This window comes from Klebsiella sp. R445 (assembly GCF_051131755.1).
Classification (GTDB): Bacteria; Pseudomonadota; Gammaproteobacteria; order Enterobacterales; family Enterobacteriaceae; genus Klebsiella; species Klebsiella lignicola.
In genome coordinates this window covers 4580337-4606849 of the sequence record NZ_CP180446.1, presented here as the reverse complement: position 1 = coordinate 4606849, position 26513 = coordinate 4580337, and the positions used below count along the sequence as shown (strand labels likewise).

The window sequence follows — 26513 nt, the reverse complement described above, 5'->3', positions numbered from 1 at the left end:
CTATGCTAAAATCCATTTTGTCATAGGTCAATGATGATCGTTGGAAAAACCGCCAGTGAGATTTTTGATAACATCCGCCATCTGGTCCAGAGCGGAGTATTGAAACCCGGAGTCTCTCTGCCTCCGGTACGTGAGCTGGCGGCGGACCTGACGGTTAACCGCAATACCGTGGCCGCCGCGTATAAACGGTTGGTGAGCACCGGTCTGGCCAGCAGCCAGGGCCGTAACGGAACGGTTATCAGAGGGCAGACCACGCCGCTGGCGCTGGAAGGCCGAGATCCCGCTTCCCCGCTCAACGATATCTCCAGCGGCAATCCCGACCCACGCCTTCTGCCCGATCTCACCCGCTATCTGAGCCAGCTCTCCCTGACCCCGCATCTCTATGGCGACGACGCCGTCAAGCCTGAGCTACGACGCTGGGCACAGCGCTGGATGCACGAGGATTTGCAAAGAGATGCCGAGATTAACCTGACCAGCGGCGCTATCGATGCGCTGGAGCGCCTGCTCTGCGCCCTGTTGCTTCCCGGCGATGGCGTGGTCGTCGAAGACCCTTGTTTCCTCAGCAGCATCAACATGCTGCGCTACACCGGCTTTAACGCCTGCCCGGTAGCGGTCGATGAGCAGGGAATGCAGCCTGAAGCGCTGGAGATTGCCCTACGCAACGGCGCTCGTGCGGTCATCGTCACACCCCGCGCGCATAACCCTACCGGCTGCAGCCTCAGCAACGCCCGTGCCACGGCTATCCAGGAAGTACTGGCCCGCTATCCGCAGGTGCTGGTGATTATCGATGACCACTTCGCGCTGCTATCGTCAGCGCCCTGGCACTCGCCGCTCCCGGCGACCACGCAGCGCTGGGCGCTGGTGCGTTCTATGTCCAAAACCCTCGGGCCGGACCTGCGACTGGCGTTTGTCGCCAGCGATAGCACCACCTCGGCGGCGTTGCGCCTGCGGCTCAATGCCGGCAGCCAGTGGGTCAGCCATCTGCTGCAGGATCTGGCCTTCGCCTGCCTGAGCGACAGTGCCTTTACTGATGCACTGGACCGAAGCCGACGCCATTATCGCCAGCAAAATGAAACGCTGGCTACAGCCCTGGCGTGCCACGGTTTTGACCCGCTCCCTGCTGGAGATGGTCTCAACTTCTGGCTACCGTTGAACGAACCCGCCCAACCCGTGGCTCTGCGTTTAGCCCGCGCCGGCTGGCTGGTTCGTGAAGGTGAAATTTTCGCTATTGATGCCCCATCCCACGGGCTACGGCTGTCGCTCGGCGCCCTGAACGACGCTCAGATTCACCAGTTGGCCAATGATTTACGCCTTGTGCTGCGCCCCTGACGCAGGTCATATTGGAACAGACGAGCTGGTCTGCCACACGCCATCCCATTCCCCGGAGATAACACATGGTCAACCCGCAGCTAAAAGCCACCATTGAAGCCTGCGATCGCGCAATATCGCAGGAAGACTACGCCACGCTCATGGAATACTACGCCGAAGATGCCCTGCTGGTGGTCAAACCGGGCATGGTGGTCAAGGGCAAGGAGAATATCCGCAAAGCCTTTATCGCGATTGCTGACTATTTTCAGCACCGTCTGGTCGTGACGCAGGGCAGAATGGAGATTCTGGAAGGGGGCGATAATGCGCTGGTGATAATGGAAACCCGGCTGGATATCCCGACCCCGGAGGGAGGAACCACACAGGTTACGCGGCGCGCAACCTATGTTTTTCGCCAGGAGGGGGAACGCTGGCTGTGCACCGTCGATAACTCCTACGGTACCGACCTGCTGGATACGCCAGTCAGTTAAATGCCCGCGCCCTGGCTGAAGTGCTCCTCGCCGAAAACGCCGGTGGACAAGTAGCGATCGCCGCGATCGCAGACGATCGCCACCACTACCGCGCCGGGGTTTTCACGCGCGATACGTAGGGCACCGGCCACCGCGCCGCCGGAGCTGACGCCGCAAAAAATACCTTCCCGCACCGCCAGCATGCGCATGGTGCTTTCCGCCTCCTGCTGGTGAATATCGAGCACCGCATCAACTAGCGACGCATTAAAAATCCCTGGCATATATTCTGCCGGCCAGCGACGGATCCCCGGAATACTGCTGCCCTCTTCCGGCTGCAGCCCCACAATGCTCACCGGCTTATCCTGCTCGCGCAGAAAGCGAGACACGCCGGTAATGGTACCGGTGGTGCCCATGCTGGAAACAAAATGGGTTATACGTCCGTGAGTTTGCTGCCAGATTTCCGGCCCGGTGGTGGTGTAATGGGCATACGGGTTGTCTGGGTTGTTAAACTGATCCAGCAATTTACCTTCGCCACGCTGCGCCATCTCCAGCGCCAGGTCACGCGCGCCTTCCATGCCCTGCTCTTTGGTCACCAGAATCAGCTCTGCACCATAGGCACGCATGGCCGCACGGCGCTCCTGGCTCATGTTGTCCGGCATCAGAAGCTTCATCTGGTAGCCTTTCAGCGCCGCGATCATCGCCAGCGCAATGCCGGTGTTGCCGCTGGTGGCTTCGATCAGGACGTCGCCGGGGGCTATCTCACCCCGTTTTTCCGCTTCAACAATCATCGAAAGCGCGGCACGATCCTTCACGGAACCCGCCGGATTATTGCCTTCCAGTTTGACCCAGATTTCACTGCCGTTATCCGGCCCCAGTCGTTGCAACTTCACCAGAGGAGTATTGCCGATGGTTTGCTCTAATGTATTCACGGTTTTTACCCAATAAAAAGGCCGGGTACGTTGTGCTTACCCGGCCTGCAATTATCTCCGGAGTTCGACGCAGGACGTCTTATCCGGACTACCACACCCTGCCGTTGTCGGAACAGCGATAAACTAGCGATTAAGCTATCAGGCTGATTCCGCCAGAGCAAGCGCCTCACGCGGTTCGATACGCTCGTTACCGTTATAGAGTCGCGCATTCTGTAAACCAACGAACAAACGTTCGCCGCGAGAAGGTGCGTCTTCGCCTGGCAGTACCACGGTCAGCGGTTCGTCGTACCAGCCTAACGGCTGCACCACTAATTGGGTGTAGTGGCCTTTCGGGCTGGCTTCCAGTACCTGTACCGGTAACGGGGAATCCAGACTGGTTCGACGGCTGATATCCACTTCCCAGGGACGCAGGAACAGATCGACCGGCCCTTGATAGCTCGGCGTATAGCCCAGCGGCCAGCGATGGGCGCCTACATGGAACTGGCCGCCACGGATAGTGCCTTTCAGGCGGTTTACTTCGCCCATAAACTCCAGCACAAAACGGGTGGACGGCTCGCGCCAGACTCGTTCAGGCGCATCGGCTTGTTCAATATTGCCCTGGCTCATGACCACCACGCGGTCAGCGACTTCCATCGCCTCTTCCTGGTCGTGGGTTACAAACACGCTGGTAAACTTCAGCTCTTCATGCAGCTGGCGCAGCCAGCGGCGCAGCTCTTTACGCACCTGCGCATCCAGCGCGCCGAAAGGCTCATCCAGCAACAGAATCTGAGGCTCCACCGCCAGCGCGCGCGCCAGGGCCACGCGCTGCTTCTGCCCGCCGGACAGCTGTGCCGGGTAACGGTCAGCCAGATGGGCCAGCTGTACCATTTCCAGCAAACGGGTAACTTTCTCTTTGATCCCAGCGGCGTTTGGACGTTCACGACGCGGCAGCACCGTCAGGCCGAAAGCGATATTTTCGAACACCGTCATATGACGGAACAGCGCGTAGTGCTGGAACACGAAGCCCACTTTACGGTCGCGGGCGTGTACCCGGCTCACGTCGGTACCGTGGAAACGAATATGGCCGCTGGACTGATTCTCCAGCCCGGCGATGATCCGCAGCAGCGTGGTTTTCCCGGAACCGGATGGCCCCAGCAGCGCGACCATCTGCCCGGAAGGAATGTCCAAAGAGATATCGTTCAGCACCTGAGTGCGGCCGAAAGATTTCTTAATATTAACGATCTCAATGCTCATGATTCCCCTCCAGTTGCGCGCGTTTTTCCTGATTGGCCAGACGCCATTGCAACATACTCTTTAAAAACAAGGTCAAAATAGCCATTAACGTCAGCAAAGCTGCGGCGGTAAAGGAACCTACGGTGTTGTAATCCTGCTCGAGCAGTTCAATTTGCAGCGGCAGGGACAGGGTTTCACCGCGGATCGAACCTGATACGACCGATACCGCGCCAAACTCCCCGATAGCGCGGGCGTTGGTCAGCACCACACCGTATAACAGCGCCCAGCGGATATTCGGCAGGGTAACCCGACGGAACATCTGCCAGCCGGAAGCGCCGAGCAAAATCGCCGCTTCATCTTCATTACTTCCCTGGCTCATCATCACCGGCACCAGCTCGCGCACCACAAATGGACAGGTAACGAAAATGGTCGCCAGCACCATGCCAGGCCAGGCAAACATCACCTGCAGGTTGTGCTCATCCAGCCAGCCGCCCAGCGGACCGTTCGAGCCGTAAAACAGCAGGTACACAAGGCCGGCAACCACCGGCGAGACGGCAAACGGGATATCCAGCAACGTCAGCAGCAGCTGGCGGCCTGGGAAGGTAAAACGCGTCACCAGCCACGCCAGCAGCGTACCGAATACCAGGTTTACCGGCACGGTAATCAGCGCAATCATCACCGTAAGCCAGATAGCATGGAGCATGTCCGGGTCGGCCAGATTGTGCAGAACTGGCATCAGCCCTTTGCTGAAAGCCTGAACAAAGATGTACACCATCGGCACAATCAGAATGAAGGCGGACACCAGCATCCCGGTACCAATCAGAAACCATTTACCCCAGTTAATACGGGGCGCGTCATAACGCTTCAATTGAGTCACTTCCGCCATTAATGACCTACCACACGTCGACCAAAGCGACTTTGCAGGGTGTTGATGGAAAACAGCAGCAGCAGCGACGCCGCGAGGATCACCGAAGCAATGGCGCTCGCCGCCGGGTAATCAAACTCCTGCAAACGCACGAAAATCATCAGCGAGGTCACTTCGGTTTTCCACGCGATGTTGCCGGCGATGAAAATAACCGCGCCAAACTCACCCAGGCTGCGGGTAAACGACAGCGCAATCCCCGCCAGCAGCGCCGGTGAGAGTTCCGGCAGTACTACTTTACGGAAACTCTGCAGACGCGTTGCGCCTAGCGTTTCCGCCGCTTCTTCGTATTCCGGGCCCAGCTCTTCAAGCACCGGCTGTACCGTACGCACCACGAACGGAATGCTGGTAAAGGCCATCGCCACCGCAATACCGAGCCAGGTATAGGTCACTTTGATATCAAACTTCGCCAGCCACTCGCCGTAAAAGCCGTTGACCGAAAACAGCGAAGCCAGCGTCAGGCCCGCAACCGCCGTCGGCAGCGCGAACGGCAGGTCCATTAACGCATCCAGCAGCGTACGGCCTGGGAAACGATAGCGGGTCAGGATCCAGGCCATCAGCAGGCCAAACACGCCGTTAAAAATGGACGCCACAAACGCTGACAGCAGCGTGACTTTATAGGCTGCGACCACCTGCGGGTTGGTCACCACTTCCCAGTACTGTCCCCAGGTCATCTGCGCCAGCTGCATCACCAGCGCGCTCAAGGGGAGCAGCAGAATCAAGCACACAAACAGCAGGCTAGTGCCGAGGCTAAGGGTAAACCCCGGCAGCACGCGCTTAGAAGCAACTGCAAACATTACTTACGCCCCGCCGCCAGCAGTTTGTCCAGCTCACCGCCGCTGACAAAGTGCGTTTTCATCACCTGCGGCCAGGAGCCAAACTGATCTTCAACACGGAACAGCTCGGTCTGCGGGAACTTATCCTTCAGCGAGTCCATCACTTTCGGGTTGTTCACGCGATAGTAGTAATCGGTAATGATGGTCTGGGCCTGCGGGCTGTAGAGCCAGTTCAGGTAGGCTTTCGCCGCTTTCTCGGTACCGTTCGCCTTCACGTTTTTATCCACCCACGCGACCGGGAACTCCGCCAGAATGTTGACATTCGGCACCACGACTTCGAAGCCCTGGTCTTCATACTGTTTACGGATATTGTTCACTTCCGATTCAAACGTAATCAGCACATCGCCCAGTCCGCGTTCCACGAAGGTCGTCGTCGCACCGCGACCGCCGGTATCAAACACTTCGACGTTTTTCAGGAACTGGGTCATAAACTGTTCGGTTTTGGCTTTATCGCCACCGTCGGCTTTGTCCGCGGCACCCCAGGCAGCCAGATAGGTATAGCGCGCGTTACCGGAGGTTTTCGGGTTCGGGAAAATCAGCTTCACGTCCGGGCGCACCAGGTCGCTCCACTGGTGGATCCCTTTCGGGTTCCCCTTACGCACCAGGAATGCCATGGTGGAGTAGAACGGCGAGCTGTTGTTCGGCAGGCGGCTTTGCCAGTCGGCGGAAATCAGATTGCCTTTGTCATGCAGGATCTGCACGTCCGTCACCTGGTTGTAGGTCACCACGTCGGCTTTTAATCCCTGCAGGATCGCCAGCGCCTGTTTGGAGGAGCCAGCATGGGACTGCTTAATGGTCAGCTTATCGCCGCCGTTATCTTTCGCCCACTGCTGCTCAAACGGAGGGTTCAGGGCCGCAAACAGCTCGCGAGACACATCGTACGAACTGTTCAGCAGTTCCGTCGCCTGAGCCTGAGCAACCAGCAGCATGGAAGCAGCCAGTGCCAGATATCCTTTGTTCAGTGATTTAACCGCCATTGCGCACCCTTATCAGTTTGATGACTTTCTTATAGCCATAATATTTATAACGGGTATGAAAGGAGTAACGGTTTTATATACCGTTTGGCGATTTGGAAGTCGAAAAGGGAATAAGGCCCACTTTCGTATCAAATGGCCAGGGAGTAACCGGTGGTAATCCGTGCCTCAGATGCGGCGAGGAGCCTGGTGTTGCGGTACTGAGAATGCCGGAGCTTTCACTTCTGTCGGGCAGCGCCTTACTCGGGGTCGTCCATTCCGGAGACTTGCCGACAGTTAATGATTTAAAGTATCAATGACCTCAGAAAGGAGCAACGGTAAACTTAAGAAATAAGCCCAACGAATAAATTTATTGGGCTTTATATATAATAATCATGACTCACAACCACGGGCCAACGTCATTACAGAATATTAGCAATTGATTTAGCCAGTTGATCTTCCAGAACAGGTTGGGCTTCCGGGAATTTCAGATTAACTTTATTAGCACTGGAGACAACACGCGTTTGATATTTATGCCGATCGCCGTGCTGAGTACTGGTCTGAACTTTCACACCTGACGTCCCCTGACGCAATGACGCAACATTATTCGTCTGCACTTTGACCTTGGTTCTTTCCGCTATTTGAACATCGGTAATCATAGTGTAATTGACATCTTCCACCATGGCATCGGCTGCCATTCCCACCAGACCGGCAGCCAGGCCAATACCCAAGGTCGCACCAGCTGAACCGGTATTATAGGCGGCAATACCTGTGCCCAACGCTGCGCCGGTCAAGGCGCCTTCGTACCCCCGATTTAACCACCCCTGGGATTCACGAAGGTCCATTTTATCGGCTTTCAGCACGTTGGCCTGAATCCAGTAGCCGGCGGTATCGGGATTAGTCACCACCTGATAGCCTTTCGCGGTCACCGCACTGGCAATTTTGCTCTGCAGCCCGCTCATATCTTTATCCGAGGTATTTTTGATCTGTAAATATACCGTACGATTACTTGTCGGCTCGAGCCAGATTGTCTCACTCATCTGAGTTTTCACTTCCAGATTGCGTTTTTTAATAGTGGTACTCAACGCCCCACATCCGGAAATAAACAATACCGAACCCATAGCCAGCACAGCCATAAATTTATTAAGCTTCATACTGAATCCTTGCACTTCAATTAATAAAAGAGGTGAATGTATTTATTTGTTATTGCATAAATGCGGACTCACTATAACGAATAACGTGCGGAGTGAAAATAAAAAGGATCGCAGCCAATATTACCCGACAGTATTTAGAGCCAAAAATAACTAAAAATATAATTTAAGAAGAGCGGCTCTGTGGTTATTTGTTGTGAATAATATTGTGAGGATAAATTCAGCATTTAAATGAAAAATCTCCCGTTCGAGCAGACGAACGGGAGAAGGTGCACGCAGATTACAGCGCCTGCAGACGATCCAGAGACGGAGCGAAGTAGTAACCGCCGGTCACCGGTTTGGTAAAGCGCAGCATGGCATCACGCTTGCCGTCGGTATCGCCAAACATGCTCAGCAACTGCTGTTCAATGTTGTGAATACACGCGCAGTAAGCGCAGAAATAGAGGCCATGAGTCCCGCTGGCGGTACCGTACGGCAGGCTCTGACGCACGATTTTTAGCCCTTTGCCGTCTTCTTTTAAGTCAACGCGGCTCAGGTGCGACGTGGCCGGGCGCTCGTCGCCATCAATCTCTTCGTTGGCTTCTTTGGTGCGGCCAATCATCATCTCCTGATCCGGGACGCTCATCCGGTTCAGTTGCGTCAGATTATGTTCCCAGCGCTGCACAAATACGTAGCTACCGCCGGCGTCCACACCGTCTTTGATGATGGCCACGTCGCTGCGGGTCTCAAGGCCTGCCGGGTTTTCGGTACCGTCGACAAAACCGCTCAGATCACGCTCTTCAATCCAGCGGAAACCGTGAACTTCTTCCTGCACGTCCAGCAGGTCGCCGAAAGCGGCCATCGCAGCCTGCGCCACAGAGAAATTTACCTCATGGCGTGCGGAGAGAATATGAATCAGCACATCGTACTGGGTGGATGGTGCCAGGCCTTTGCCGTATACCGGAAAATCTTTCAGCTCTTCGGCACCGATCCCGCCGCTCAGCTCACGCCAGACGTTATGGCCAAACGCCACTACCGCACCCAGTTGGGCATCCGGGTATTGCGTTTGAAAATTCGCTAATTTATCAACAAACGCGCGGCTGGCTGTGCGCAGGGCGTTGATATCCCCTTTGACATTGGCTTCAATCCAAATCGCCGCACGGCAATGTTCCGGCAAAATGCCGCTCTGAACCTGAGACATCGCTCCTCCTGAAATGATACAACCCCAACGCTGTGGGACTTTTTTACCCGTCATACTTCACGTTGCCTGCACAATGGCGTTCTACAACGCGAAGTATTCAGGCTTTATCGCCCTATTGTACCCGTTTTTTATCAGCGCCATGTCTCTTCAGATCAATTTAGCGTTGCCAGATAATTTTGCTGACTTTCCAGTTTTTCAACGTATCGTCTGAAGGCATCAGCTCTTCCGGACCGTTCCAGTGGCCGGTAAAGGCGTAGCTGATGTGCTGGCTGCCATCTGCTTTACATTCAACGACCGGGCCATTATCGTTCGCGCCCTTCTGACAGTTGCCATAGGCTTTGCTGTACAGATCGCTAAATGGCGTACCGACCTGCACGCCGCTCGCGGTTTTAATCTCGCTATCGCGCACTTCGACACGGCTCACGGTTCCGGCGTCGCCATTAATCGTCATGGCAACGTTGTCGCCTTTCAGCGCTTCATAGTAACGAACGATATTGCCGCTGGCGGTTTTCATACCGCTACGCAGACGATAGCTCCCGCCGATGGCATCGCCGATAGCTTGTTCATTCAGCGGCGTTGCCGCCGTCAGGCCACCTACGCCTTGCTCGGTCACTTCCATTGAAGAACCAAACCAGTTCCATGGATAGGCCGCAGACCAGTTAACGGCACTCATGGTGGAACAGCCGGTTAATGCCAACGGTAAGGCGCAAAGAAGTAAACGTAGCGATTTCATGACACAGTCCTTTCTTGTTTATTTGACCCATGTTGGAGTGCAGGATCGGCAAAAAGTGCCGTCAGAGGTGCGCTTCCAGGAAACAGGCTTTCAGCCGACGGCTGGCTAGCAGCCACCAGAAAGCGTACAGGTCGATTAACAGCAGCCCGATAGTCAACATGGAAGGCGACTCACCGCTTAACCATAACAGTGGCTGCCAGAGCAGCAGCAGAGCCTGAGAGAGCACCAGCAGCCAGCGCATCAGCGGCCAGAGGCGAGTAAAACGCTGCCGCTGTCCACTGACGATAAACGCCAGCACCGCCGGTATGCCGGGTAACAATCCTAGCCAGAAATTATCATGGTCGGGATAGAAAAGATTGAGCAGTGCATCCCCTTGCTGCCGCGAAGCGCCTGCCATGATGAACAGCACCCAGGTTCGCGCCTGCAGCAATAAAACGCACCAGAACAGAAACGGTAATCTGAGCCGCCCATGAGCATCAAAATCGGAGGGGATAAACTCAGTATTCTTCATCTTCAATTAAACGCTTGCCCAGGCTGAGCACGTCCGCATATTCGTAACCAAGACGTTCGTACATGCCCTGCACCACGTCGTTATCCTCGCGAATCATGATATTAATTTTCGGGCAGCCGCGGGCAATCAACTTTTTCTCGAGGCGGTTCAGCAGCGCGTTGGCAATACCGCGACCACGATATTCCGGGTGCACGCCAAGGTAATAAGCAGAACCGCGATGACCGTCATAGCCACCCATTACCGTTCCGACCACCTGGCCGTTCACTTCCGCGACCAGAAACAGGCTGACGTCGTGATGAACCTTACGCTCGATGTCCATTTCCGGGTCATTCCATGGGCGCAGCAGCTCGCAGCGCTCCCACAGCGTAATCACTTCTTCGAAGTCCTGCTGGCGAAAGACGCGTATCTCCATGGTATTCCCCATTATTTAGGCTTAAAAACAGCGATTATGGCGTGATTTTACCCGATAGCCAATATCAGGCGAAATGAACCGGAAAAAATGTCATACTATGACCTTGTCATGTATTGAAATGAAAAGTAAAACAATTCTTGTTTTGAATGGTCGTAACGGAAAACGCGATACGATATAACACCGGGTACCACTTGTTTGCAATTCAGGCCGAATGAGCACTTTTAAACCATTAAAAATACTTGCTTCGCGCCGCCAGGTGCTGAAAGCAGGGCTGGCTGCCATGACCCTTTCCGGGATTTCATCGCAGGTTACTGCCAAAGAACAGCCGTTGACGACGTCCAATGGGCACAGCAAACCCGCGGCGAAAAAAGCGGGCGCTAAACGTATCGTCATGCTCGATCCCGGCCATGGCGGCATCGACACCGGCGCTATCGGTCACAACGGTTCGAAAGAGAAACACGTTGTCCTCGCGATTGCCAAAAATGTACGCAGCATCCTGCGCAGCAACGGCATCGATGCGCGTCTGACGCGTACCGGCGATACCTTTATTCCGCTGTACGATCGCGTCGAAATCGCCCACCAGCACGGCGCAGACCTGTTTATGTCGATCCACGCCGATGGCTTTACTAACCCAAGCGCGGCGGGTGCATCGGTGTTTGCGCTCTCCAACCGCGGCGCCAGTAGCGCCATGGCGAAATACCTCTCCGATCGCGAAAACCGCGCCGATGAGGTCGCCGGTAAAAAAACCACGGCGAAAGACCATCTGTTACAGCAGGTGCTGTTTGACCTGGTACAGACCGATACCATTAAAAACAGCCTGACGCTGGGCTCGCATATCCTGAAAAACATTAAACCGGTGCATAAGCTGCATAGCCGCAACACCGAACAGGCCGCCTTCGTCGTGCTGAAATCACCGTCGATACCGTCGGTGCTGGTCGAAACCTCGTTTATTACCAACCCGGGCGAAGAAAAACTGCTGGGTACCGCCGCGTTTCGACAGAAAATCGCCAATGCAATCGCTTCGGGTATTATCAACTACTTCCACTGGTTCGATAACCAGAAAGCCCACTCAAAGAGACGTAAATGAAGCCCGACGTAGAGCTGGTAAAGCGCTATCTCCTCCAGCTGCAGGACCATATTTGCCAGCAGCTTAGCGCGGTTGATGGCGGTAAATTTGCCGAGGACAGCTGGCAGCGTGAAGGCGGCGGCGGCGGTCGCAGTCGGGTGCTGCGCGATGGCGGCGTGTTTGAGCAGGCGGGCGTCAATTTCTCCCACGTACATGGCGACGCAATGCCGGCCTCGGCGACAGCACACCGCCCGGAGCTGGCCGGTCGCAGCTTTGAAGCCATGGGCGTATCGCTGGTGGTACATCCGCGCAATCCATACGTGCCAACCAGCCACGCCAACGTGCGCTTTTTCATCGCCGAAAAACCCGGTGCCGATCCGGTGTGGTGGTTTGGCGGCGGGTTCGATCTAACCCCCTTCTACGGCTTTGAAGAAGATGCCGTTCACTGGCACCGCACCGCCTTCGATTTATGCGCCCCCTTCGGTGATGAGGTCTATCCGCGCTATAAAAAATGGTGCGATGACTACTTCTTTATTAAACATCGCCATGAACAGCGCGGGATTGGCGGCCTGTTCTTTGATGATTTAAACACGCCGAACTTTGACCACTGCTTCGCCTTTATGCAGGCGGTGGGCGATGGCTACACGGCGGCCTATCTGCCGATTGTCGAACGGCGTAAGGCCCTGCCCTACGGCGAACGCGAGCGCAATTTCCAGCTTTACCGTCGCGGGCGTTACGTGGAGTTCAATCTGGTGTGGGATCGTGGAACGCTGTTTGGTCTGCAGACCGGCGGGCGTACGGAGTCGATTCTGATGTCGATGCCGCCGCTGGTGCGCTGGGAGTATGACTACCAGCCAGAAGAAGGCAGCCCGGAGGCTGCCCTGAGTGACTTCATCAAAGTCAAAGCATGGATTTAACGAAAGCCCCGATGATGGGGCTTTCTGCATTATAACGGCTGAGTTTGTGCTTCCACGACCGCCAACGCCACCATGTTGACGATACGACGAACGGAGGCAATCGGCGTCAGTATATGCACCGGTTTTGCCACGCCCATCAGTACCGGACCAACGGTCACCCCTTCGGAACTGGAGACGCGCAGCAGGTTGTAGCTAATCCGTGCGGCTTCCATATTCGGCATCACCAGAATGTTAGCTGAGCCTTTCAGCGGGCTGTCCGGCATCCGCTCGTGGCGAATGCTCTCCACCAGCGCGGCATCGCCGTGCATTTCACCGTCAATCATCAACTCCGGCGCCCGCGCCTTCACCAGCTCCAGCGCTTCACGCATTTTGCTGGCTGACGGGCAGTTTGACGACCCGAAGTTCGAGTGCGACAGCAGCGCCACCCGCGGTTCGATCCCGAAACGACGCACGCTTTCCGCCGCCATCAGGGTGATTTCTGCCAGCTGCTCCGGCGTCGGATCGTTGTTGACGTAGGTGTCAGCAATAAAGGTGTTGCCGCTCGGCAGCAGCAGCGCGTTCATCGCCCCTGCGGTGCTGACGCCATCGCGGTAGCCGAACAGCGGCTGCACCACCGAATAGTGGTCATGGTAGTCGCCGATGGTGCCGCAGATCATCGCATCCGCTTCCCCACGATGAACCATGATCGCACCAATCACCGAGGTGTTAGCAATCACCGCCCGCTGCGCCTGCTCCTGGGTTACGCCACGGCGTTTCATGAGCTGGTAGTACTCACTCCAGTACTCTTTGAAGCGCGGATCGGATTCATTATTAACGATCTCAAAATCAACGCCGGCTTTGATCTGCAGACCAAGCTTCTGGATACGCATTTCGATCACGCTCGGACGACCGATCAGGATAGGTTTGGCCAGCCCCAGCGATACCAGCTCCTGGGTGGCATGCAGGACCCGAGTCTCTTCCCCTTCCGCCAGCACCACGCGTTTAGGCTCTTTGCGCGCCTGGGAGAAGATCGGCTTCATGAACAGGTTGGTTTTGTAGACAAACTCGCTGAGCTTCTCGATATAGGCATCGAAATCGGCAATTGGACGAGTTGCCACGCCGGAGTCCATCGCGGCTTTCGCCACCGCCGGCGCGATCTTGACGATCAGACGCGGATCGAAAGGTTTCGGAATAATGTATTCCGGGCCAAAGCTCAGATCCTGGTCGCCATAGGCAGAGGCCACCACCTCGCTCTGCTCCGCGTGGGCCAGTTCGGCGATAGCATGGACCGCCGCCAGCTTCATCTCTTCGTTAATGGCCGTCGCGCCGACGTCCAGCGCACCGCGGAAAATGAACGGGAAGCACAGGACGTTGTTCACCTGGTTCGGGTAGTCAGAACGACCGGTACAGATAATCGCATCTTCGCGAACCTGCTTCGCCAGCGGCGGTAGGATCTCCGGTTCCGGGTTTGCCAGCGCGAGGATCAGCGGCGCGCGAGCCATCTTCTTCACCATCTCAGGGGTCAGGACTTTCGGACCCGAGCAGCCGAGGAAAATATCGGCCCCGTCGATCACATCATCCAGCGAGCGTTTACCGTCATCGTCCACCGCGTAGGCCGCTTTGGTTTCCGCCATATTCGGCTCACGGTCTTTATAGATAACGCCTTTGGAGTCGCAGACCACGATATTGTGTTTCTGCATCCCCAGCGCCACCAGCAGGTTCATACAAGCGATGGCCGCTGCACCGGCGCCGGAGACCACCATCCGCACGTCGGAGAGGTTCTTCTCTACCACCCGCAGGCCGTTAATGATCGCGGCGGTGCTGATAATTGCCGTACCGTGCTGATCGTCATGGAATACCGGAATGTTCATGCGCTCGCGCAGCTTTTGCTCGATGTAGAAGCACTCCGGCGCTTTGATATCTTCAAGGTTAATGCCGCCGAAAGTCGGCTCGAGCGCCGCCACGACATCGATAAATTTATCCGGATCCAGCTCATCGACTTCGATATCGAAAACATCAATACCGGCGAATTTCTTAAACAAAACACCCTTGCCTTCCATCACCGGTTTCCCGGCGAGCGCGCCGATGTTCCCCAGCCCCAGCACGGCGGTGCCGTTAGAGACAACGGCAACCAGATTGCCGCGCGCGGTGTATTTATAGGCGGCCAGCGGGTCCTTCTCGATTTCCAGGCACGGCGCGGCCACGCCAGGTGAGTAGGCCAGCGCCAGGTCCCGCTGCGTCGCGAGAGGTTTGGTCGGGACTACCTGAATTTTCCCAGGAACGGGAAACTCATGAAAATCGAGGGCGCTTTGTTTCAACTGCTCATCCATTTTATGGTTCCTTTCACGTATCAGTCGTAGGGGGTGGTGCGTAATGGCTTCCAGGTGCCCACCCTGAGGTGGGCCTAGTATCTCGCCTGACGGCTTTTTAAACTTTGAACGCCGCCATACTCTGGCCATCACAAAGGTATATTTGTTATCGATTTATAACATTTATGTAACTTTATTTCGAAAGCAATGATAGTCCGGTCTGCTATGCTTTTTAGTTATCTACCCCAAAAACACCTCGACTGACAATCAGCAAAAACTCATGCAACATCTTGTTTCAGGAGTCAATTATGTCCCGAAGAGAACTTGCCAACGCCATTCGCGCCCTCAGCATGGACGCAGTACAAAAAGCCAACTCCGGCCACCCCGGCGCTCCGATGGGGATGGCAGATATCGCCGAAGTCCTGTGGAATGATTTCCTTAAACACAATCCGGGCCACCCGGGCTGGTACGATCGCGACCGCTTTGTGCTCTCCAACGGTCACGCCTCCATGTTGCTGTACAGTCTGCTGCACCTGACCGGTTACGACCTGCCACTTAATGAGCTGAAAAACTTCCGCCAGCTGCACTCGAAAACCCCCGGTCACCCGGAGCACGGCTATACCCCCGGCGTCGAAACCACCACCGGACCGCTCGGTCAGGGCCTGGCTAACGCCGTCGGTATGGCGATTGCCGAGCGCACCCTGGCGGCGCAATTCAACCGCCCCGGCCACGATATTATCAATCACTACACCTGGGTGTTTATGGGGGACGGCTGCCTGATGGAGGGGGTTTCTCATGAGGCCTGTTCGCTGGCGGGCACCTTAGGTCTCGGCAAACTTATCGGCTTCTACGACCATAACGGCATCTCTATCGATGGTAAAACCGAGGGCTGGTTTACCGACGATACCGCCGCACGTTTTCGCGCTTACCACTGGCACGTCATTGGCGATATCGACGGCCACGACCCACAGGCGGTGAAGCAGGCGATTCTTGAGGCCCAGAGCGTAACGGACAAACCGTCGCTGATAATCTGCCGGACGGTGATCGGGTTTGGTTCACCGAACAAAGCCGGTTCGGAAGAGTCCCACGGCGCAGCGCTGGGCGAAAAAGAGGTGGCGCTGACCCGCGAGAAGCTGGGCTGGAAATACCCGCCCTTTGAGATCCCTAAAGATATTTATCAGCAGTGGGATGCCCGGCCACGCGGCGAAAAGGCGGAACAGACGTGGAATCAGCAGTTCAGCGCCTGGCAGCAGCAGTATCCCGAGCTGGCAGCCGAGCTGAAACGCCGGATGGAGGGAGAACTGCCGGGAAGCTGGGAGCAAATGGCGCACGACTATATTGCCCAACTGCAGGCCGAACCGGCGAAAATTGCCAGCCGCAAAGCGTCACAAAATGCGCTTAACGCTTACGGGCCAGTACTGCCGGAGCTATTGGGCGGTTCGGCGGATCTGGCGCCCAGCAACCTTACTATCTGGTCCGGTTCGCACTCCATCAAAGAGGATCTGGCGGGCAACTATCTTCACTACGGCGTGCGCGAATTCGGGATGACGGCGATCGCCAACGGGATTGCCCTGCACGGCGGCTTTATCCCCTACACTTCCACCTTCCTGATGTTTGTCGAGTATGCCCGTAACGCGGCGCGCATGGCGGCGTTGATGAAAGCCAGACAGATTATGGTCTATACCCACGACTCGATTGGGCTGGGGGAAGATGGTCCCACCCACCAGGCGGTGGAGCAACTGGCCAGTCTGCGCCTGACGCCCAACTTCAGCACCTGGCGCCCCTGCGATCAGGTGGAAACGGCGGTTGCCTGGCGGGCAGCCATTGAGCGTCACACCGGCCCCACCGCGCTGATTCTGTCGCGGCAAAACCTGGCGCAAATGGCGCGTACTCCGCAGCAGGTGCAGGATATCGCCCGCGGCGGCTACGTGCTGAAAGATGCCGGTGGCAAGCCGGACTTGATCCTGATTGCCACCGGTTCAGAAGTTGAGATCGCCGTGCTGGCGGCAGAGCAACTGCTTGCCAAAGGCGTTAACGTACGGGTGGTTTCCCTGCCCTCAACCGATGTCTTTGATGCGCAAGATGAAGCCTACCGGGAGTCGGTCCTGCCCGGCGACGTCAGCGCCCGCATTGCCGTCGAGGCCGGGATTGCCGACTACTGGTATAAGTATGTCGGGCTGAAGGGGAAAATCGTTGGCATGCGCAGCTACGGGGAGTCAGCGCCGGCTGACAAGCTCTTTCCGTACTTTGGCTTCACCGTCGAGCACATCGTCAATCTAGCGGATGAGCTATGTAACGGGTAACCCATAGCGTGGGCCAGGCATCTGGCCCCTGCCAGTTATCGCACTGCGGTTGCTGCGCATAGCGTACCAGGCTAAACCGCTGGCCATCATAGCGCCAGCGGGTCTGGATCCCGCAATCGCCGGGGCTGCGGCCTTTATCCAGCGTCACCAGCTCGTGACGCTGCTCATCGAAGCCGGCGTTAATCAGTTCAATCTCACGGGCCGCGTTGGCTGGCGGCTGGAAAGGTAAGCTCAGACGCAGCTGGCGCGCCATATACGGCGGCCGGCGCGACACCAGCCACGCCCGCCAGATGGTGTTGTAAGCGCCCGCTTCACAGCTGACCATCAACAACACTTTTTCATCCGTTAACGCGGTGACCCGGATCTCACGGCGGAACGGATCCAGGGAGCACGAGCTGTTGTCTATCCGCTCGTTGCCATAATCCATCAGATCATTGAGTTCATCCCGGCTAAGGGGCGATTGGGTCAGATCGACCTTGCCTACCGCGCGCAGCGCCGGTGCCGGGGGAACGCTGAGCGGCGGCTCTTCGCCTTTACCCACCCAGGCGGTTTCACTACCGACGCGTTTCTGATGATTATCGATAAACAGCAGCGCGGCCTTCAGCCCCTGCAGAGAGATGGTCTGTAGCCCGTTGACCAGGGTTATCGCCTGCCCTTCCTGCACCTGCTGTAAAAAGGCATCGATGGTGACGCTGTCGCCGGTTTTCACCAGTTTGTCGGCAACCTGCCAGTGTTTATCAACCAAGGCCAGCGGTTTACCGTCAAGCAGCAGGCGCGGCGCCACTGGGGCCAGCGTAGCGACCGGGTTGCCGATACCACCCAGCTCAATACGCAAGTTGGCATCGGTGACCGCGCCGGCGCTGCGGCTCAGCGTCATCACCAGTCCGTGATGCAGACCGACGTTGCGGGCAACGCAGAAATTCTGGTTATTACAAGTCACCAACCAGTCATTGAAGAGCTGCTGCGCAGGCGCCGCCCATGCCAGCGACGACGGCAGGACGGTAAAAAGCAGAAAAAAGAGAACCCGATAAAGCATGCGCGGCACAACCCCAGAGAAAACGCTCAAAACAGTCGCCATCTTCACCAGCCGCGCCATGTTACTCAATCGGATTTATCAGATATCCCCGCCATCAGGCCCGAGGTTTGCAGGTACTGCAGCAGGATGACCGCTTTACCGTCGCGGATCTCGCCGCTGGCGACCATCTGCAGCGCCTGGCTGAACGGTAGCTCCAGCACGTCAATGTCTTCATCTTCAACGCCACCGCCGCGGGTCTTTCGCTGAGCGTCGCTGTACTCGGCAATAAAGAAATGGACGATCTCGGTCACCCCGCCGGGAGACATAAACAGCTCGAACAGTTTGCGCACTTCGCCGACTTCGTAGCCGGTCTCTTCAATGGCTTCTTTGCGGATGCAGGCTTCCGGCTCGTCGTTATCCAGTAGACCGGCGCAGGTCTCGATCAGCATCCCGTCTTCATTGCCGTTGACCCATGTGGCGACGCGAAACTGGCGGACCAGCACCACCGTGCACTTGCGGCGGTTATACAGCAACACCGTCGCGCCATTGCCGCGATCGTAGACCTCACGCTTATGGCGCACGACGCTGCCGTCACGGCGCGTCAGCTCGTAGGTGATATTGCGTAAAATGAAGTAGTTTTCGGAGAGGAGTTTATCTTTAATAACGTTGATGTTGAGTGACATACGGCCCCGCAGCATGGAATAACCATGCCATACTACGCTGCGGGACCGGGTTTGTCGTTAGTGAAGCGACGCTGATGTTACACCGAGATAATCCATGATGCCCAACGCGGCATGGCGGCCTTCGGCCATTGCCGTCACCACCAGATCGGCACCGCGTACGGCGTCTCCGCCAGCAAAGATTTTGCTGTGGCTGGTCTGATAGCGATAGCGGCTCTCCACATGGGCTTTGATTCGCCCGCGGCTATCAAGCTGTACGCCGACGGACTCCAGCCACGGCATGCCGTGCGGATGGAAACCAAAGGCCATGATCACCGCGTCGGCAGGCATCACAAACTCGCTGCCCGGTATTGGCGACGGGCTACGTCGCCCCTGGGCGTCCGGTTCACCCAGCTGGGTTCGCAGAAAGCGCACGCCATTGACCCGGCCGTCACCGTCCAGCTCCAGCGTCACCGGCTGCACGTTAAATTCAAATACTGCCCCCTCTTCGCGGGCGTTTTTGACCTCTTTTTTCGACCCCGGCATATTGGCCTCATCGCGACGATAGGCGCAGGTTACCTGTTTCGCCTCGTGGCGGAGCGCGGTACGCACGCAATCCATGGCAGTGTCGCCGCCGCCCAGCACCACGACATTCAGGCCGTGGGTGTCGATGTAAGGCTCTTCTGGCAGCTCGCTGAGCCCCATCACCTTTTTGGTATTGGCGATCAGGAACGGCAACGCGTCATATACCCCCGGAGCTTCTTCATTGGGCAAATCCGCTTTCATCGAGCGATAGGTGCCGGCGCCGATAAACACCGCGTCGTAATCCTCCAGCAGCGACGTTAAGGCAATATCCTTGCCGACTTCGCAGCCTAACTCGAAATGAATCCCCATTTGGCTGAAGATTTCCCGGCGCCGGGCCAGCAGGGATTTATCAAGCTTGAAGGCGGGGATGCCAAAGGTCAGCAGACCGCCGATCTCCGGATGACGGTCAAAGACCACGGACTTCACGCCATGACGAATTAAGCGGTCGGCACAGGCCAGACCCGCCGGGCCGGCGCCGATAATAGCCACTTTTTTACCGCTATCGACAACCTGGGAAAGATCCGGACGCCAGCCCTGGGCCAGTGCCTGGTCCGAAATATAGCGTTCAATGTTGCCGATAGTGACCGCGCCCTTGTCATCGCGCAGGGTACAGGCGCCTTCGCACAGGCGATCCTGCGGACAAACACGGCCGGTAATTTCCGGCAGGCAGTTCGTCTGATGAGAGAGTTCTACGGCGCCGGAGATATCCCCCGCCTGCACCCGCTCAATCCACTGAGGAATATGGTTGTGCAACGGACAGGTCCACTCGCAGACGCTGTGCTCGCCGCATTGTAAACAGCGTTCTGTCGCCTGCTGCGCCTGTCCGGCGTTAAAGGGCAGATAGATCTCGGCGAAATCCGTTTTACGCTCCAGGGCGGCACGTTTATCCGCCTCGCTGCGAGGCGGCGTTGCTGCCATCTGGCGAACTTTGGCACCTTCCGCGGGCACGCTAATGTCGCCCGGATGCGCATGCCACGGCCGGGCATCCAGCCGCGCCGTGCGCTGACGCCGCTGTTTGACCATGCTGAACAGCGTCTCGTCGGTGGCCAGCTGTAACGCCTCTGCCGGGCAGTTCTGCACGCAAGCCGGCCCCGCTTCGCGCCCGTTGCACAGATCGCATTTGTGCGCCGTCGCCTTCACTTTGCCCTCGGCCGCCGGGAGCAGCACGATCTCCATCACCCCAAACGGGCAGGCCACCATGCAGGATTTACAGCCGATACATTTCTCTTCATTGACCTGCACGCTGTCGTTGACCTGCCTGATGGCGTCATTCGGGCAACTGCGCAGGCAAGGCGCGCTTTCACAATGCCGACATGTAATGGCGTTACGTTTGTGCTCGTGTTTAATCACGCTAATGCGCGGTAAAAAGCGCTGTGGGGTCAGCACGTGCTGTTCGTCGTTATGTGCCATCACACAGGCCACTTCACAGGCTTTACACCCGATGCATTTGCGACTGTCGCTGATAATAAAGTGGTTCATGGTATCCTTCGGTCTTCGGTGAATAACCCCTCAATTCGCATGATTATTTATTACCCGACAAAACAGGTTCGGAACAATGTTCATTTGCCCAGATTACTTTTTTTCTCGCGATAATCCGGTCTGGATCAAGTTTTTTTGACTTAAATGAAATTGCGTTTTATTTAGACTGATATGAGAAGAAAATGAGATCACCGTGAGCAACCTGGTGCCGCTCAGCGCGCAGTTCCACTGAGGCAGTGGACCGCGACGGGTCGTGTCGCAAAAGACATAAGATAAATTACACTATCTCCTTAATTTCTCCACGATTGACTGGGGGGTTAGCTATAGAGTGTCACAGACTGTGAAACAACAGAGCATGTACACAATGAGGTCTCAATTCTGATGGCGAATTTTTTCATCGATCGCCCCATTTTTGCGTGGGTGCTGGCGATTCTGTTATGCCTGACCGGAACGCTTGCAATCCTGTCGCTGCCCGTAGAGCAATATCCCGATCTCGCACCACCTAACGTGCGAATTACCGCCAACTACCCGGGCGCTTCGGCGCAAACGCTGGAAAATACCGTCACTCAGGTTATCGAGCAGAATATGACCGGGCTCGATAATATGATGTACATGTCATCGCAAAGTTCCTCCTCCGGGCAGGCGACCATCACTCTGACATTTACCGCCGGCACCGATCCGAACGAAGCCATGCAGCAGGTGCAAAACCAGCTGCAATCGGCGATGAAAAAGCTGCCGCAGGCGGTGCAAAATCAGGGGGTCACGGTTCGCAAAACCGGTGATACCAACATCCTGACCATTGCGTTTGTCTCCACCGACGGCAGCATGGATAAGCAGGACATCGCCGACTACGTTGCCAGTAACATCCAGGAGCCGCTCAGCCGCGTCAATGGCGTAGGCGATATCACTGCCTATGGTTCGCAATATTCCATGCGCATCTGGCTGGATCCGGCCAAACTCACCGGCGTGCAAATGACCGCGAAAGATGTCACCGATGCCATTTCGTCCCAGAATGCGCAGATTGCCGTAGGCCAGCTTGGCGGCACCCCATCGATCAATAACCAGACCCTGAACGCCACCATTAACGCCCAGTCGCTGTTACAAACGCCGCAACAGTTCCGCGATATTACGCTGCGGGTGAATCAGGATGGGTCGCTGGTCACCCTTGGCGATGTGGCAAAAGTCGAGCTGGGGGCGGAAAATTACGATTACCTCAGCCGCTATAACCGCAATGCGGCGTCGGGTCTTGGCGTTCAGTTAGCCTCCGGGGCCAACGAAATGCAGACCGCGGAGCTGGTGCTCAACCGCTTAAACGAGCTGTCACAGTATTTCCCGCACGGCCTTGAGTATAAAATCGCCTACGAAACCACCTCTTTCGTGAAAGCCTCGATCCACGACGTGGTGAAGACGTTGCTGGAAGCGATTGCGCTGGTATTCCTGGTGATGTACCTGTTCCTGCAAAATATTCGCGCCACGCTGATCCCCACCATTGCCGTTCCGGTGGTTTTGATGGGCACCTTCGCCATTCTGTATGCCTGCGGCTACAGCATTAACACCCTGACGATGTTCGCGGTGGTGCTGGCGATAGGCCTGCTGGTGGACGATGCCATCGTGGTGGTGGAAAACGTTGAGCGCATCATGAGCGAAGAGGGGCTCTCCCCTCGCGAGGCGACGCGCAAATCGATGGGGCAGATTCAGGGCGCGCTGGTGGGCATCGCCATGGTGCTGTCGGCGGTATTTATCCCGATGGCCTTCTTCGGCGGCACCACCGGGGCCATTTATCGCCAGTTCTCAATCACTATCGTTTCTGCGATGGTGCTATCCGTTCTCGTTGCCCTGATCCTCACCCCGGCGCTGTGTGCAACCTTGCTCAAACCGATTAAAAAAGGGGAAGAGCACGGTAAGACCGGCTTCTTTGGCTGGTTTAACCGCATGTTTAACCGCAGCGCCCGCAGTTACGAGACGGCGGTCGGCAAAATTCTTCACCGCACGCTGCGCTGGATCATGCTCTACGTGCTGTTGCTGGGCGGTATGGTGCTGCTGTTCCTGCACCTGCCTACCTCGTTCCTGCCGCAGGAAGATCGCGGGATGTTCCTCACCTCCGTGCAGCTGCCGAGCGGTTCCACCCAGCAGCAAACGTTGAAAGTGGTGCAAAAGGTTGAGGACTATTTCTTCAGCCACGAGCAAGCTAATGTTGCTTCGATTTTCGCCACCGTCGGCTCAGGCCCCGGCGGTAACGGGCAGAACGTCGCGCGCATGTTCGTCCGGTTGAAAGACTGGGACGAACGTGATGCCAAAACCGGGACATCATTTGCGATTATCGAGCGGGCGACGAAAGCCTTTAACCAGATTAACGAAGCGCGCGTGTTTGCGACCAACCCGCCGGCCATCAGCGGTCTGGGCAGCTCTGCCGGTTTTGATATGGAGCTGGAAGACCATGCCGGCAACGGCCATGAGGCGCTGATGGCAGCGCGCGATACGCTGCTTGATCTGGCGGCAAAAGACGATCGGCTTACCCGGGTGCGCCATAACGGTCTTGATGATAGTCCGCAGCTGCAGGTTGATATCGATCAGCGTAAAGCCCAGGCGCTGGGCGTCGACATTGACGATATCAACGACACCCTGCAAACCGCCTGGGGCTCAAGCTACGTCAATGACTTTATGGATCGCGGTCGCGTGAAGAAGGTCTACGTTCAGTCCGCCGCCCCATACCGCATGTTACCGGACGATATTAATCAGTGGTACGTACGCAACAGCAGCGGCACGATGGTGCCCTTCTCGGCGTTTGCCACCTCGCGCTGGCAAACCGGCTCCCCGCGCCTTGAACGCTATAACGGCTATTCAGCGGTGGAGATTATCGGGGAAGCGGCACCGGGCGTCAGTACCGGTACGGCAATGAATATTATGGAAGAGCTGGCCCAACAGTTGCCAAACGGCTTCGGGATCGACTGGACGGCGATGTCCTATCAGGAGCGGCTGTCTGGCGCTCAGGCTCCGGCGCTGTACGCCATATCGCTGCTGGTGGTGTTCCTGTGCCTGGCGGCACTGTATGAAAGCTGGTCAATCCCCTTCTCGGTCATGCTGGTGGTGCCTTTGGGGGTGATTGGCGCGCTCCTCGCCACCTGGCTGCGGGGCCTTGAGAATGACGTTTACTTCCAGGTAGGCCTGTTGACGGTCATCGGCCTGTCGGCGAAAAACGCCATCTTAATCGTCGAGTTCGCCAATGAACTGAATGAGAAGGGAGAAGATTTGCTCGCCGCCACCCTGTCGGCTTGTCGGCAACGTCTACGCCCGATCCTGATGACCTCGCTGGCCTTTATTTTCGGAGTTCTGCCGATGGCAACCAGCACCGGCGCCGGTTCAGGCAGCCAGCATGCGGTCGGCACCGGCGTCATGGGCGGGATGATCTCCGCGACGTTCCTGGCCATTTTCTTCGTACCGCTGTTCTTTGTGCTGGTACGTCGACGCTTCCCGCGCAAGGAGCGACCGCAATAATTCACAACGGGATCAAATGTCCTGTGCTGAAATAACAAAAAAGGCGACTATCACAGTCGCCTTTTTTATCTGTTCACAGCCGCATTAGCATTATTAGCGTGATGCGATTACCCTGCTCACATTGTGGAATTTATTTACGAAGCATGCCTTCAATAAAATCTTTCCAGTTCCCTAATTCATGTTCAATCATAATATCCTCTCTTATTATTATGGGTGATTTTAAGTAAATCTGTTGCCGATAGAAAGTTCATTGAAGTTATCGCTGTGATTGCTGGTTTGCATCGTACGCTGCTGCCTTCGTTGACCTGGCGCTACTATGGACCTGAGTATGTTGATTTAATGTGACCAGTAGCAACATTTTGCAACAATAGCCACTTTTTCAGATTGTTCTCGCTGCCGGCTGTACACCCGGTGAGGGGCTACATACAGCCCATGATTAAATACGCTGGTTAATATTTAACCAGGCGATGCAGACACGGTAAAAAGTTATATTTATGAACCTGATTAACGTATTATTTCAGGTAGTACTTTTTTGGGTATATTCGAATATTCCTGAGTTTATAGCTCAATTCAATGTAAAACGTAAAAGGTTTAATCATGCTGACCATGTACGGGATCAAAAACTGCGACACGATAAAAAAGGCCCGCCGCTGGCTGGAAGCGAATCAGCTTGAATATCGCTTTCATGATTATCGTACCGATGGCCTGGACCGTGAATTATTAAACACATTTATCGCCGAACTGGGCTGGGAAGCCCTGCTCAACACCCGCGGAACCACCTGGCGTAAACTGGATGAAGGCCGCCGCGATCTCATCACCAACGCCGATGCCGCCGCGACGTTGATGCTGGAAATGCCGGCAATTATCAAACGCCCATTGCTCTGCGCGCCCGGGCAGCCTATGCTGCTGGGCTTCAGTGAACTCACTTATAAGAAGCTTGTTAACGAGGTATAGTCTATGTCTTGCCCGGTCATTGAGCTGGCTCAGCAGCTTATTCGCCGCCCTTCCCTCAGCCCCGATGATGCGGGATGTCAGGCGCTCATGATTGAACGCCTGCGTGCGATTGGCTTTACCGTTGAACCGATGGATTTCGGGGATACCCAAAACTTTTGGGCATGGCGTGGACACGGTGAAACGCTGGCCTTTGCCGGCCATACTGACGTGGTCCCGGCCGGCGATGCCGACCGCTGGATTAACCCGCCCTTTGAGCCGACGATTCGCGACGGCATGCTGTTTGGTCGCGGCGCTGCGGATATGAAAGGTTCGCTGGCCGCCATGGTGGTTGCCGCTGAGCGCTTTGTCGCCCAGTACCCGAATCACCAGGGCCGTCTGGCGTTTCTGATCACCTCCGATGAAGAAGCCAGCGCCCACAACGGTACCGTAAAGGTCGTTGAAGCGCTGATGGCCCGTAACGAACGCCTGGATTACTGCCTGGTGGGCGAGCCGTCCAGCACCGAAGTGGTGGGCGACGTGGTCAAAAACGGTCGCCGCGGTTCATTAACCTGCAACCTGACTATTCATGGCGTACAAGGGCATGTAGCTTACCCGCATCTCGCCGATAACCCGGTTCACCGCGCGGCGCCAATGCTGACGGAGCTGGTGGGTATCGAGTGGGATCAAGGCAATGCGTTCTTCCCGCCGACCAGCATGCAGATTGCCAACGTGCAGGCCGGAACCGGCAGCAATAACGTGATCCCTGGCGACATGTACGTTCAGTTCAACTTCCGCTTTAGCACCGAATTGACCGACGACATGATCAAAGCCCGGGTGATCGAGCTGCTGGATAAATACCAGCTGCGCTATACCCTGGACTGGTGGTTGTCTGGTCAGCCGTTCCTGACCAGCCGCGGCAAACTGGTCGAGGCGGTGGTGAACGCGATAGAGCACTATAATGAAATTAAACCTCAGCTGCTGACGAATGGCGGTACTTCTGACGGCCGCTTTATCGCCCGAATGGGTGCCCAGGTCGTCGAGCTGGGACCGGTGAATGCGACAATTCACAAAATCAATGAATGTGTTAATGCCGCCGACCTGCAGCTGCTGGCACGGATGTATCAACGCATCATGGAACAACTGCTCGCCTGACGGCCGC

Annotated in this window: 23 protein-coding genes; 8 read left to right on the top strand and 15 right to left on the bottom strand. The window is 56.3% G+C overall.

Annotation, left to right across the window (positions count from 1 at the left end; all coding sequences use genetic code 11):
- Positions 1 to 33 precede the first annotated feature (33 nt).
- Both ptsJ and ACMYSN_RS21750 read left to right on the top strand, forming a co-directional pair.
- Positions 34 to 1329, top strand: coding sequence for a transcriptional regulator PtsJ (gene ptsJ, locus ACMYSN_RS21755; protein WP_462498309.1), 1296 nt, complete (start codon positions 34 to 36; stop codon positions 1327 to 1329).
- Between the two features lie 65 nt (positions 1330 to 1394).
- Positions 1395 to 1796 carry a YybH family protein gene (locus tag ACMYSN_RS21750; RefSeq protein WP_462496133.1) on the top strand — a complete coding sequence of 134 codons (402 nt, stop codon included), beginning with the start codon at positions 1395 to 1397 and terminating at the stop codon, positions 1794 to 1796.
- Here the strand turns inward: ACMYSN_RS21750 and cysM are convergent.
- The 10 genes from cysM to ACMYSN_RS21700 form a co-directional block, all read right to left on the bottom strand.
- A complete protein-coding gene (gene cysM / locus ACMYSN_RS21745; protein WP_174507728.1) occupies positions 1793 to 2704 on the bottom strand; it encodes a cysteine synthase CysM in 912 nt (303 codons plus the stop codon). The two genes, ACMYSN_RS21750 and cysM, sit on opposite strands and share 4 nt — an antisense overlap.
- 138 nt (positions 2705 to 2842) lie before the next feature.
- On the bottom strand, positions 2843 to 3937 hold the full coding sequence (cysA, locus tag ACMYSN_RS21740) for a sulfate/thiosulfate ABC transporter ATP-binding protein CysA (protein WP_123755320.1): 1095 nt from the start codon (positions 3935 to 3937) through the stop codon (positions 2843 to 2845).
- Positions 3927 to 4802: a sulfate/thiosulfate ABC transporter permease CysW gene (gene cysW / locus ACMYSN_RS21735; protein ID WP_123755321.1), complete on the bottom strand. Its 876-nt coding sequence runs from the start codon at positions 4800 to 4802 to the stop codon at positions 3927 to 3929. The genes cysA and cysW overlap by 11 nt, the downstream gene beginning before the upstream one ends.
- Positions 4802 to 5635: a sulfate/thiosulfate ABC transporter permease CysT gene (gene cysT, locus ACMYSN_RS21730; protein ID WP_123755322.1), complete on the bottom strand. Its 834-nt coding sequence runs from the start codon at positions 5633 to 5635 to the stop codon at positions 4802 to 4804. The genes cysW and cysT overlap by 1 nt, the downstream gene beginning before the upstream one ends.
- Complete coding sequence (locus ACMYSN_RS21725; protein ID WP_462496132.1) at positions 5635 to 6651, bottom strand: sulfate ABC transporter substrate-binding protein; 1017 nt, start codon at positions 6649 to 6651, stop codon at positions 5635 to 5637. The genes cysT and ACMYSN_RS21725 overlap by 1 nt, the downstream gene beginning before the upstream one ends.
- Before the next feature lie 398 nt (positions 6652 to 7049).
- Positions 7050 to 7781, bottom strand: coding sequence for a conjugal transfer complement resistance protein TraT (traT, locus tag ACMYSN_RS21720; RefSeq protein WP_462496131.1), 732 nt, complete (start codon positions 7779 to 7781; stop codon positions 7050 to 7052).
- 277 nt (positions 7782 to 8058) lie between these two features.
- On the bottom strand, positions 8059 to 8958 hold the full coding sequence (locus tag ACMYSN_RS21715) for a Dyp-type peroxidase (RefSeq protein WP_462496130.1): 900 nt from the start codon (positions 8956 to 8958) through the stop codon (positions 8059 to 8061).
- A gap of 157 nt (positions 8959 to 9115) precedes the next feature.
- Complete coding sequence (locus ACMYSN_RS21710; RefSeq protein WP_462496129.1) at positions 9116 to 9691, bottom strand: DUF1131 domain-containing protein; 576 nt, start codon at positions 9689 to 9691, stop codon at positions 9116 to 9118.
- Between the two features lie 61 nt (positions 9692 to 9752).
- The gene (locus tag ACMYSN_RS21705) at positions 9753 to 10202 is read right to left on the bottom strand and encodes a DUF2919 domain-containing protein (RefSeq protein WP_462496128.1); all 450 of its coding nucleotides are present in this window, start codon (positions 10200 to 10202) and stop codon (positions 9753 to 9755) included.
- Positions 10189 to 10614, bottom strand: coding sequence for a GNAT family acetyltransferase (locus ACMYSN_RS21700; protein WP_123755329.1), 426 nt, complete (start codon positions 10612 to 10614; stop codon positions 10189 to 10191). The genes ACMYSN_RS21705 and ACMYSN_RS21700 overlap by 14 nt, the downstream gene beginning before the upstream one ends.
- Before the next feature lie 211 nt (positions 10615 to 10825).
- On the opposite strand from ACMYSN_RS21700, the gene amiA reads away from it, so the two are divergent.
- The gene (amiA, locus tag ACMYSN_RS21695; RefSeq protein WP_154144176.1) at positions 10826 to 11701 is read left to right on the top strand and encodes an N-acetylmuramoyl-L-alanine amidase AmiA; all 876 of its coding nucleotides are present in this window, start codon (positions 10826 to 10828) and stop codon (positions 11699 to 11701) included.
- The gene (gene hemF / locus ACMYSN_RS21690; RefSeq protein WP_123755331.1) at positions 11698 to 12597 is read left to right on the top strand and encodes an oxygen-dependent coproporphyrinogen oxidase; all 900 of its coding nucleotides are present in this window, start codon (positions 11698 to 11700) and stop codon (positions 12595 to 12597) included. The genes amiA and hemF overlap by 4 nt, the downstream gene beginning before the upstream one ends.
- Positions 12598 to 12626: 29 nt before the next feature.
- Here the strand turns inward: hemF and maeB are convergent, their stop codons facing one another.
- Positions 12627 to 14906 (bottom strand): NADP-dependent oxaloacetate-decarboxylating malate dehydrogenase, encoded by a 2280-nt coding sequence (maeB, locus tag ACMYSN_RS21685; protein ID WP_123755332.1) that lies wholly within the window; start codon positions 14904 to 14906, stop codon positions 12627 to 12629.
- 287 nt (positions 14907 to 15193) lie between these two features.
- On the opposite strand from maeB, the gene tkt reads away from it, so the two are divergent.
- A complete protein-coding gene (gene tkt / locus ACMYSN_RS21680) occupies positions 15194 to 17188 on the top strand; it encodes a transketolase family protein (protein ID WP_462496127.1) in 1995 nt (664 codons plus the stop codon).
- Here tkt and ACMYSN_RS21675 read toward each other — a convergent pair.
- The 3 genes from ACMYSN_RS21675 to aegA all read right to left on the bottom strand — a co-directional run bounded on the left by ACMYSN_RS21675 (position 17157) and on the right by aegA (position 20926).
- The gene (locus ACMYSN_RS21675) at positions 17157 to 18224 is read right to left on the bottom strand and encodes a DUF1176 domain-containing protein (RefSeq protein ID WP_462496126.1); all 1068 of its coding nucleotides are present in this window, start codon (positions 18222 to 18224) and stop codon (positions 17157 to 17159) included. The genes tkt and ACMYSN_RS21675 overlap by 32 nt on opposite strands.
- A gap of 65 nt (positions 18225 to 18289) precedes the next feature.
- Complete coding sequence (gene nudK, locus ACMYSN_RS21670; RefSeq protein WP_426617470.1) at positions 18290 to 18886, bottom strand: GDP-mannose pyrophosphatase NudK; 597 nt, start codon at positions 18884 to 18886, stop codon at positions 18290 to 18292.
- 57 nt (positions 18887 to 18943) lie between these two features.
- Positions 18944 to 20926, bottom strand: a complete 1983-nt coding sequence (gene aegA / locus ACMYSN_RS21665) for an oxidoreductase FeS-binding subunit (protein ID WP_462496125.1) — start codon at positions 20924 to 20926, stop codon at positions 18944 to 18946.
- 381 nt (positions 20927 to 21307) lie between these two features.
- On the opposite strand from aegA, the gene acrD reads away from it, so the two are divergent.
- Positions 21308 to 24421, top strand: coding sequence for an efflux RND transporter permease subunit (gene acrD, locus ACMYSN_RS21660; protein WP_462496124.1), 3114 nt, complete (start codon positions 21308 to 21310; stop codon positions 24419 to 24421).
- Positions 24422 to 24551: 130 nt separating this feature from the next.
- On the opposite strand, the gene ypfM is transcribed toward acrD, so the two are convergent.
- Positions 24552 to 24611, bottom strand: coding sequence for a protein YpfM (gene ypfM, locus ACMYSN_RS21655; RefSeq protein ID WP_100181659.1), 60 nt, complete (start codon positions 24609 to 24611; stop codon positions 24552 to 24554).
- Positions 24612 to 25018: 407 nt separating this feature from the next.
- Here ypfM and ACMYSN_RS21650 point away from each other — a divergent pair, with 407 nt between their 5' ends.
- Positions 25019 to 25375 (top strand): arsenate reductase, encoded by a 357-nt coding sequence (locus ACMYSN_RS21650; RefSeq protein ID WP_462496123.1) that lies wholly within the window; start codon positions 25019 to 25021, stop codon positions 25373 to 25375.
- Positions 25376 to 25378: 3 nt separating this feature from the next.
- Positions 25379 to 26506: a succinyl-diaminopimelate desuccinylase gene (gene dapE, locus ACMYSN_RS21645; protein ID WP_462496122.1), complete on the top strand. Its 1128-nt coding sequence runs from the start codon at positions 25379 to 25381 to the stop codon at positions 26504 to 26506.
- The last annotated feature ends 7 nt before the right edge of the window (positions 26507 to 26513 follow it).

What these genes read in the sequence shown, in the direction of transcription:
- amiA (WP_154144176.1), top strand. Translation starts at nt 10,826, where the DNA reads ATGAGCACTTTTAAACCATTAAAAATACTTGCTTCGCGCCGCCAGGTG.
- hemF (WP_123755331.1), top strand. Translation starts at nt 11,698, where the DNA reads ATGAAGCCCGACGTAGAGCTGGTAAAGCGCTATCTCCTCCAGCTGCAG.
- nudK (WP_426617470.1), bottom strand. Translation starts at nt 18,886, where the DNA reads ATGTCACTCAACATCAACGTTATTAAAGATAAACTCCTCTCCGAAAAC.
- cysW (WP_123755321.1), bottom strand. Translation starts at nt 4,802, where the DNA reads ATGGCGGAAGTGACTCAATTGAAGCGTTATGACGCGCCCCGTATTAAC.
- cysA (WP_123755320.1), bottom strand. Translation starts at nt 3,937, where the DNA reads ATGAGCATTGAGATCGTTAATATTAAGAAATCTTTCGGCCGCACTCAG.
- acrD (WP_462496124.1), top strand. Translation starts at nt 21,308, where the DNA reads ATGGCGAATTTTTTCATCGATCGCCCCATTTTTGCGTGGGTGCTGGCG.
- ACMYSN_RS21700 (WP_123755329.1), bottom strand. Translation starts at nt 10,614, where the DNA reads ATGGAGATACGCGTCTTTCGCCAGCAGGACTTCGAAGAAGTGATTACG.
- ACMYSN_RS21710 (WP_462496129.1), bottom strand. Translation starts at nt 9,691, where the DNA reads ATGAAATCGCTACGTTTACTTCTTTGCGCCTTACCGTTGGCATTAACC.
- ACMYSN_RS21715 (WP_462496130.1), bottom strand. Translation starts at nt 8,958, where the DNA reads ATGTCTCAGGTTCAGAGCGGCATTTTGCCGGAACATTGCCGTGCGGCG.
- ACMYSN_RS21705 (WP_462496128.1), bottom strand. Translation starts at nt 10,202, where the DNA reads ATGAAGAATACTGAGTTTATCCCCTCCGATTTTGATGCTCATGGGCGG.
- ptsJ (WP_462498309.1), top strand. Translation starts at nt 34, where the DNA reads ATGATCGTTGGAAAAACCGCCAGTGAGATTTTTGATAACATCCGCCAT.
- tkt (WP_462496127.1), top strand. Translation starts at nt 15,194, where the DNA reads ATGTCCCGAAGAGAACTTGCCAACGCCATTCGCGCCCTCAGCATGGAC.
- traT (WP_462496131.1), bottom strand. Translation starts at nt 7,781, where the DNA reads ATGAAGCTTAATAAATTTATGGCTGTGCTGGCTATGGGTTCGGTATTG.
- cysT (WP_123755322.1), bottom strand. Translation starts at nt 5,635, where the DNA reads ATGTTTGCAGTTGCTTCTAAGCGCGTGCTGCCGGGGTTTACCCTTAGC.
- ACMYSN_RS21650 (WP_462496123.1), top strand. Translation starts at nt 25,019, where the DNA reads ATGCTGACCATGTACGGGATCAAAAACTGCGACACGATAAAAAAGGCC.
- ACMYSN_RS21725 (WP_462496132.1), bottom strand. Translation starts at nt 6,651, where the DNA reads ATGGCGGTTAAATCACTGAACAAAGGATATCTGGCACTGGCTGCTTCC.
- dapE (WP_462496122.1), top strand. Translation starts at nt 25,379, where the DNA reads ATGTCTTGCCCGGTCATTGAGCTGGCTCAGCAGCTTATTCGCCGCCCT.
- ACMYSN_RS21750 (WP_462496133.1), top strand. Translation starts at nt 1,395, where the DNA reads ATGGTCAACCCGCAGCTAAAAGCCACCATTGAAGCCTGCGATCGCGCA.
- aegA (WP_462496125.1), bottom strand. Translation starts at nt 20,926, where the DNA reads ATGAACCACTTTATTATCAGCGACAGTCGCAAATGCATCGGGTGTAAA.
- maeB (WP_123755332.1), bottom strand. Translation starts at nt 14,906, where the DNA reads ATGGATGAGCAGTTGAAACAAAGCGCCCTCGATTTTCATGAGTTTCCC.
- ACMYSN_RS21675 (WP_462496126.1), bottom strand. Translation starts at nt 18,224, where the DNA reads ATGCTTTATCGGGTTCTCTTTTTTCTGCTTTTTACCGTCCTGCCGTCG.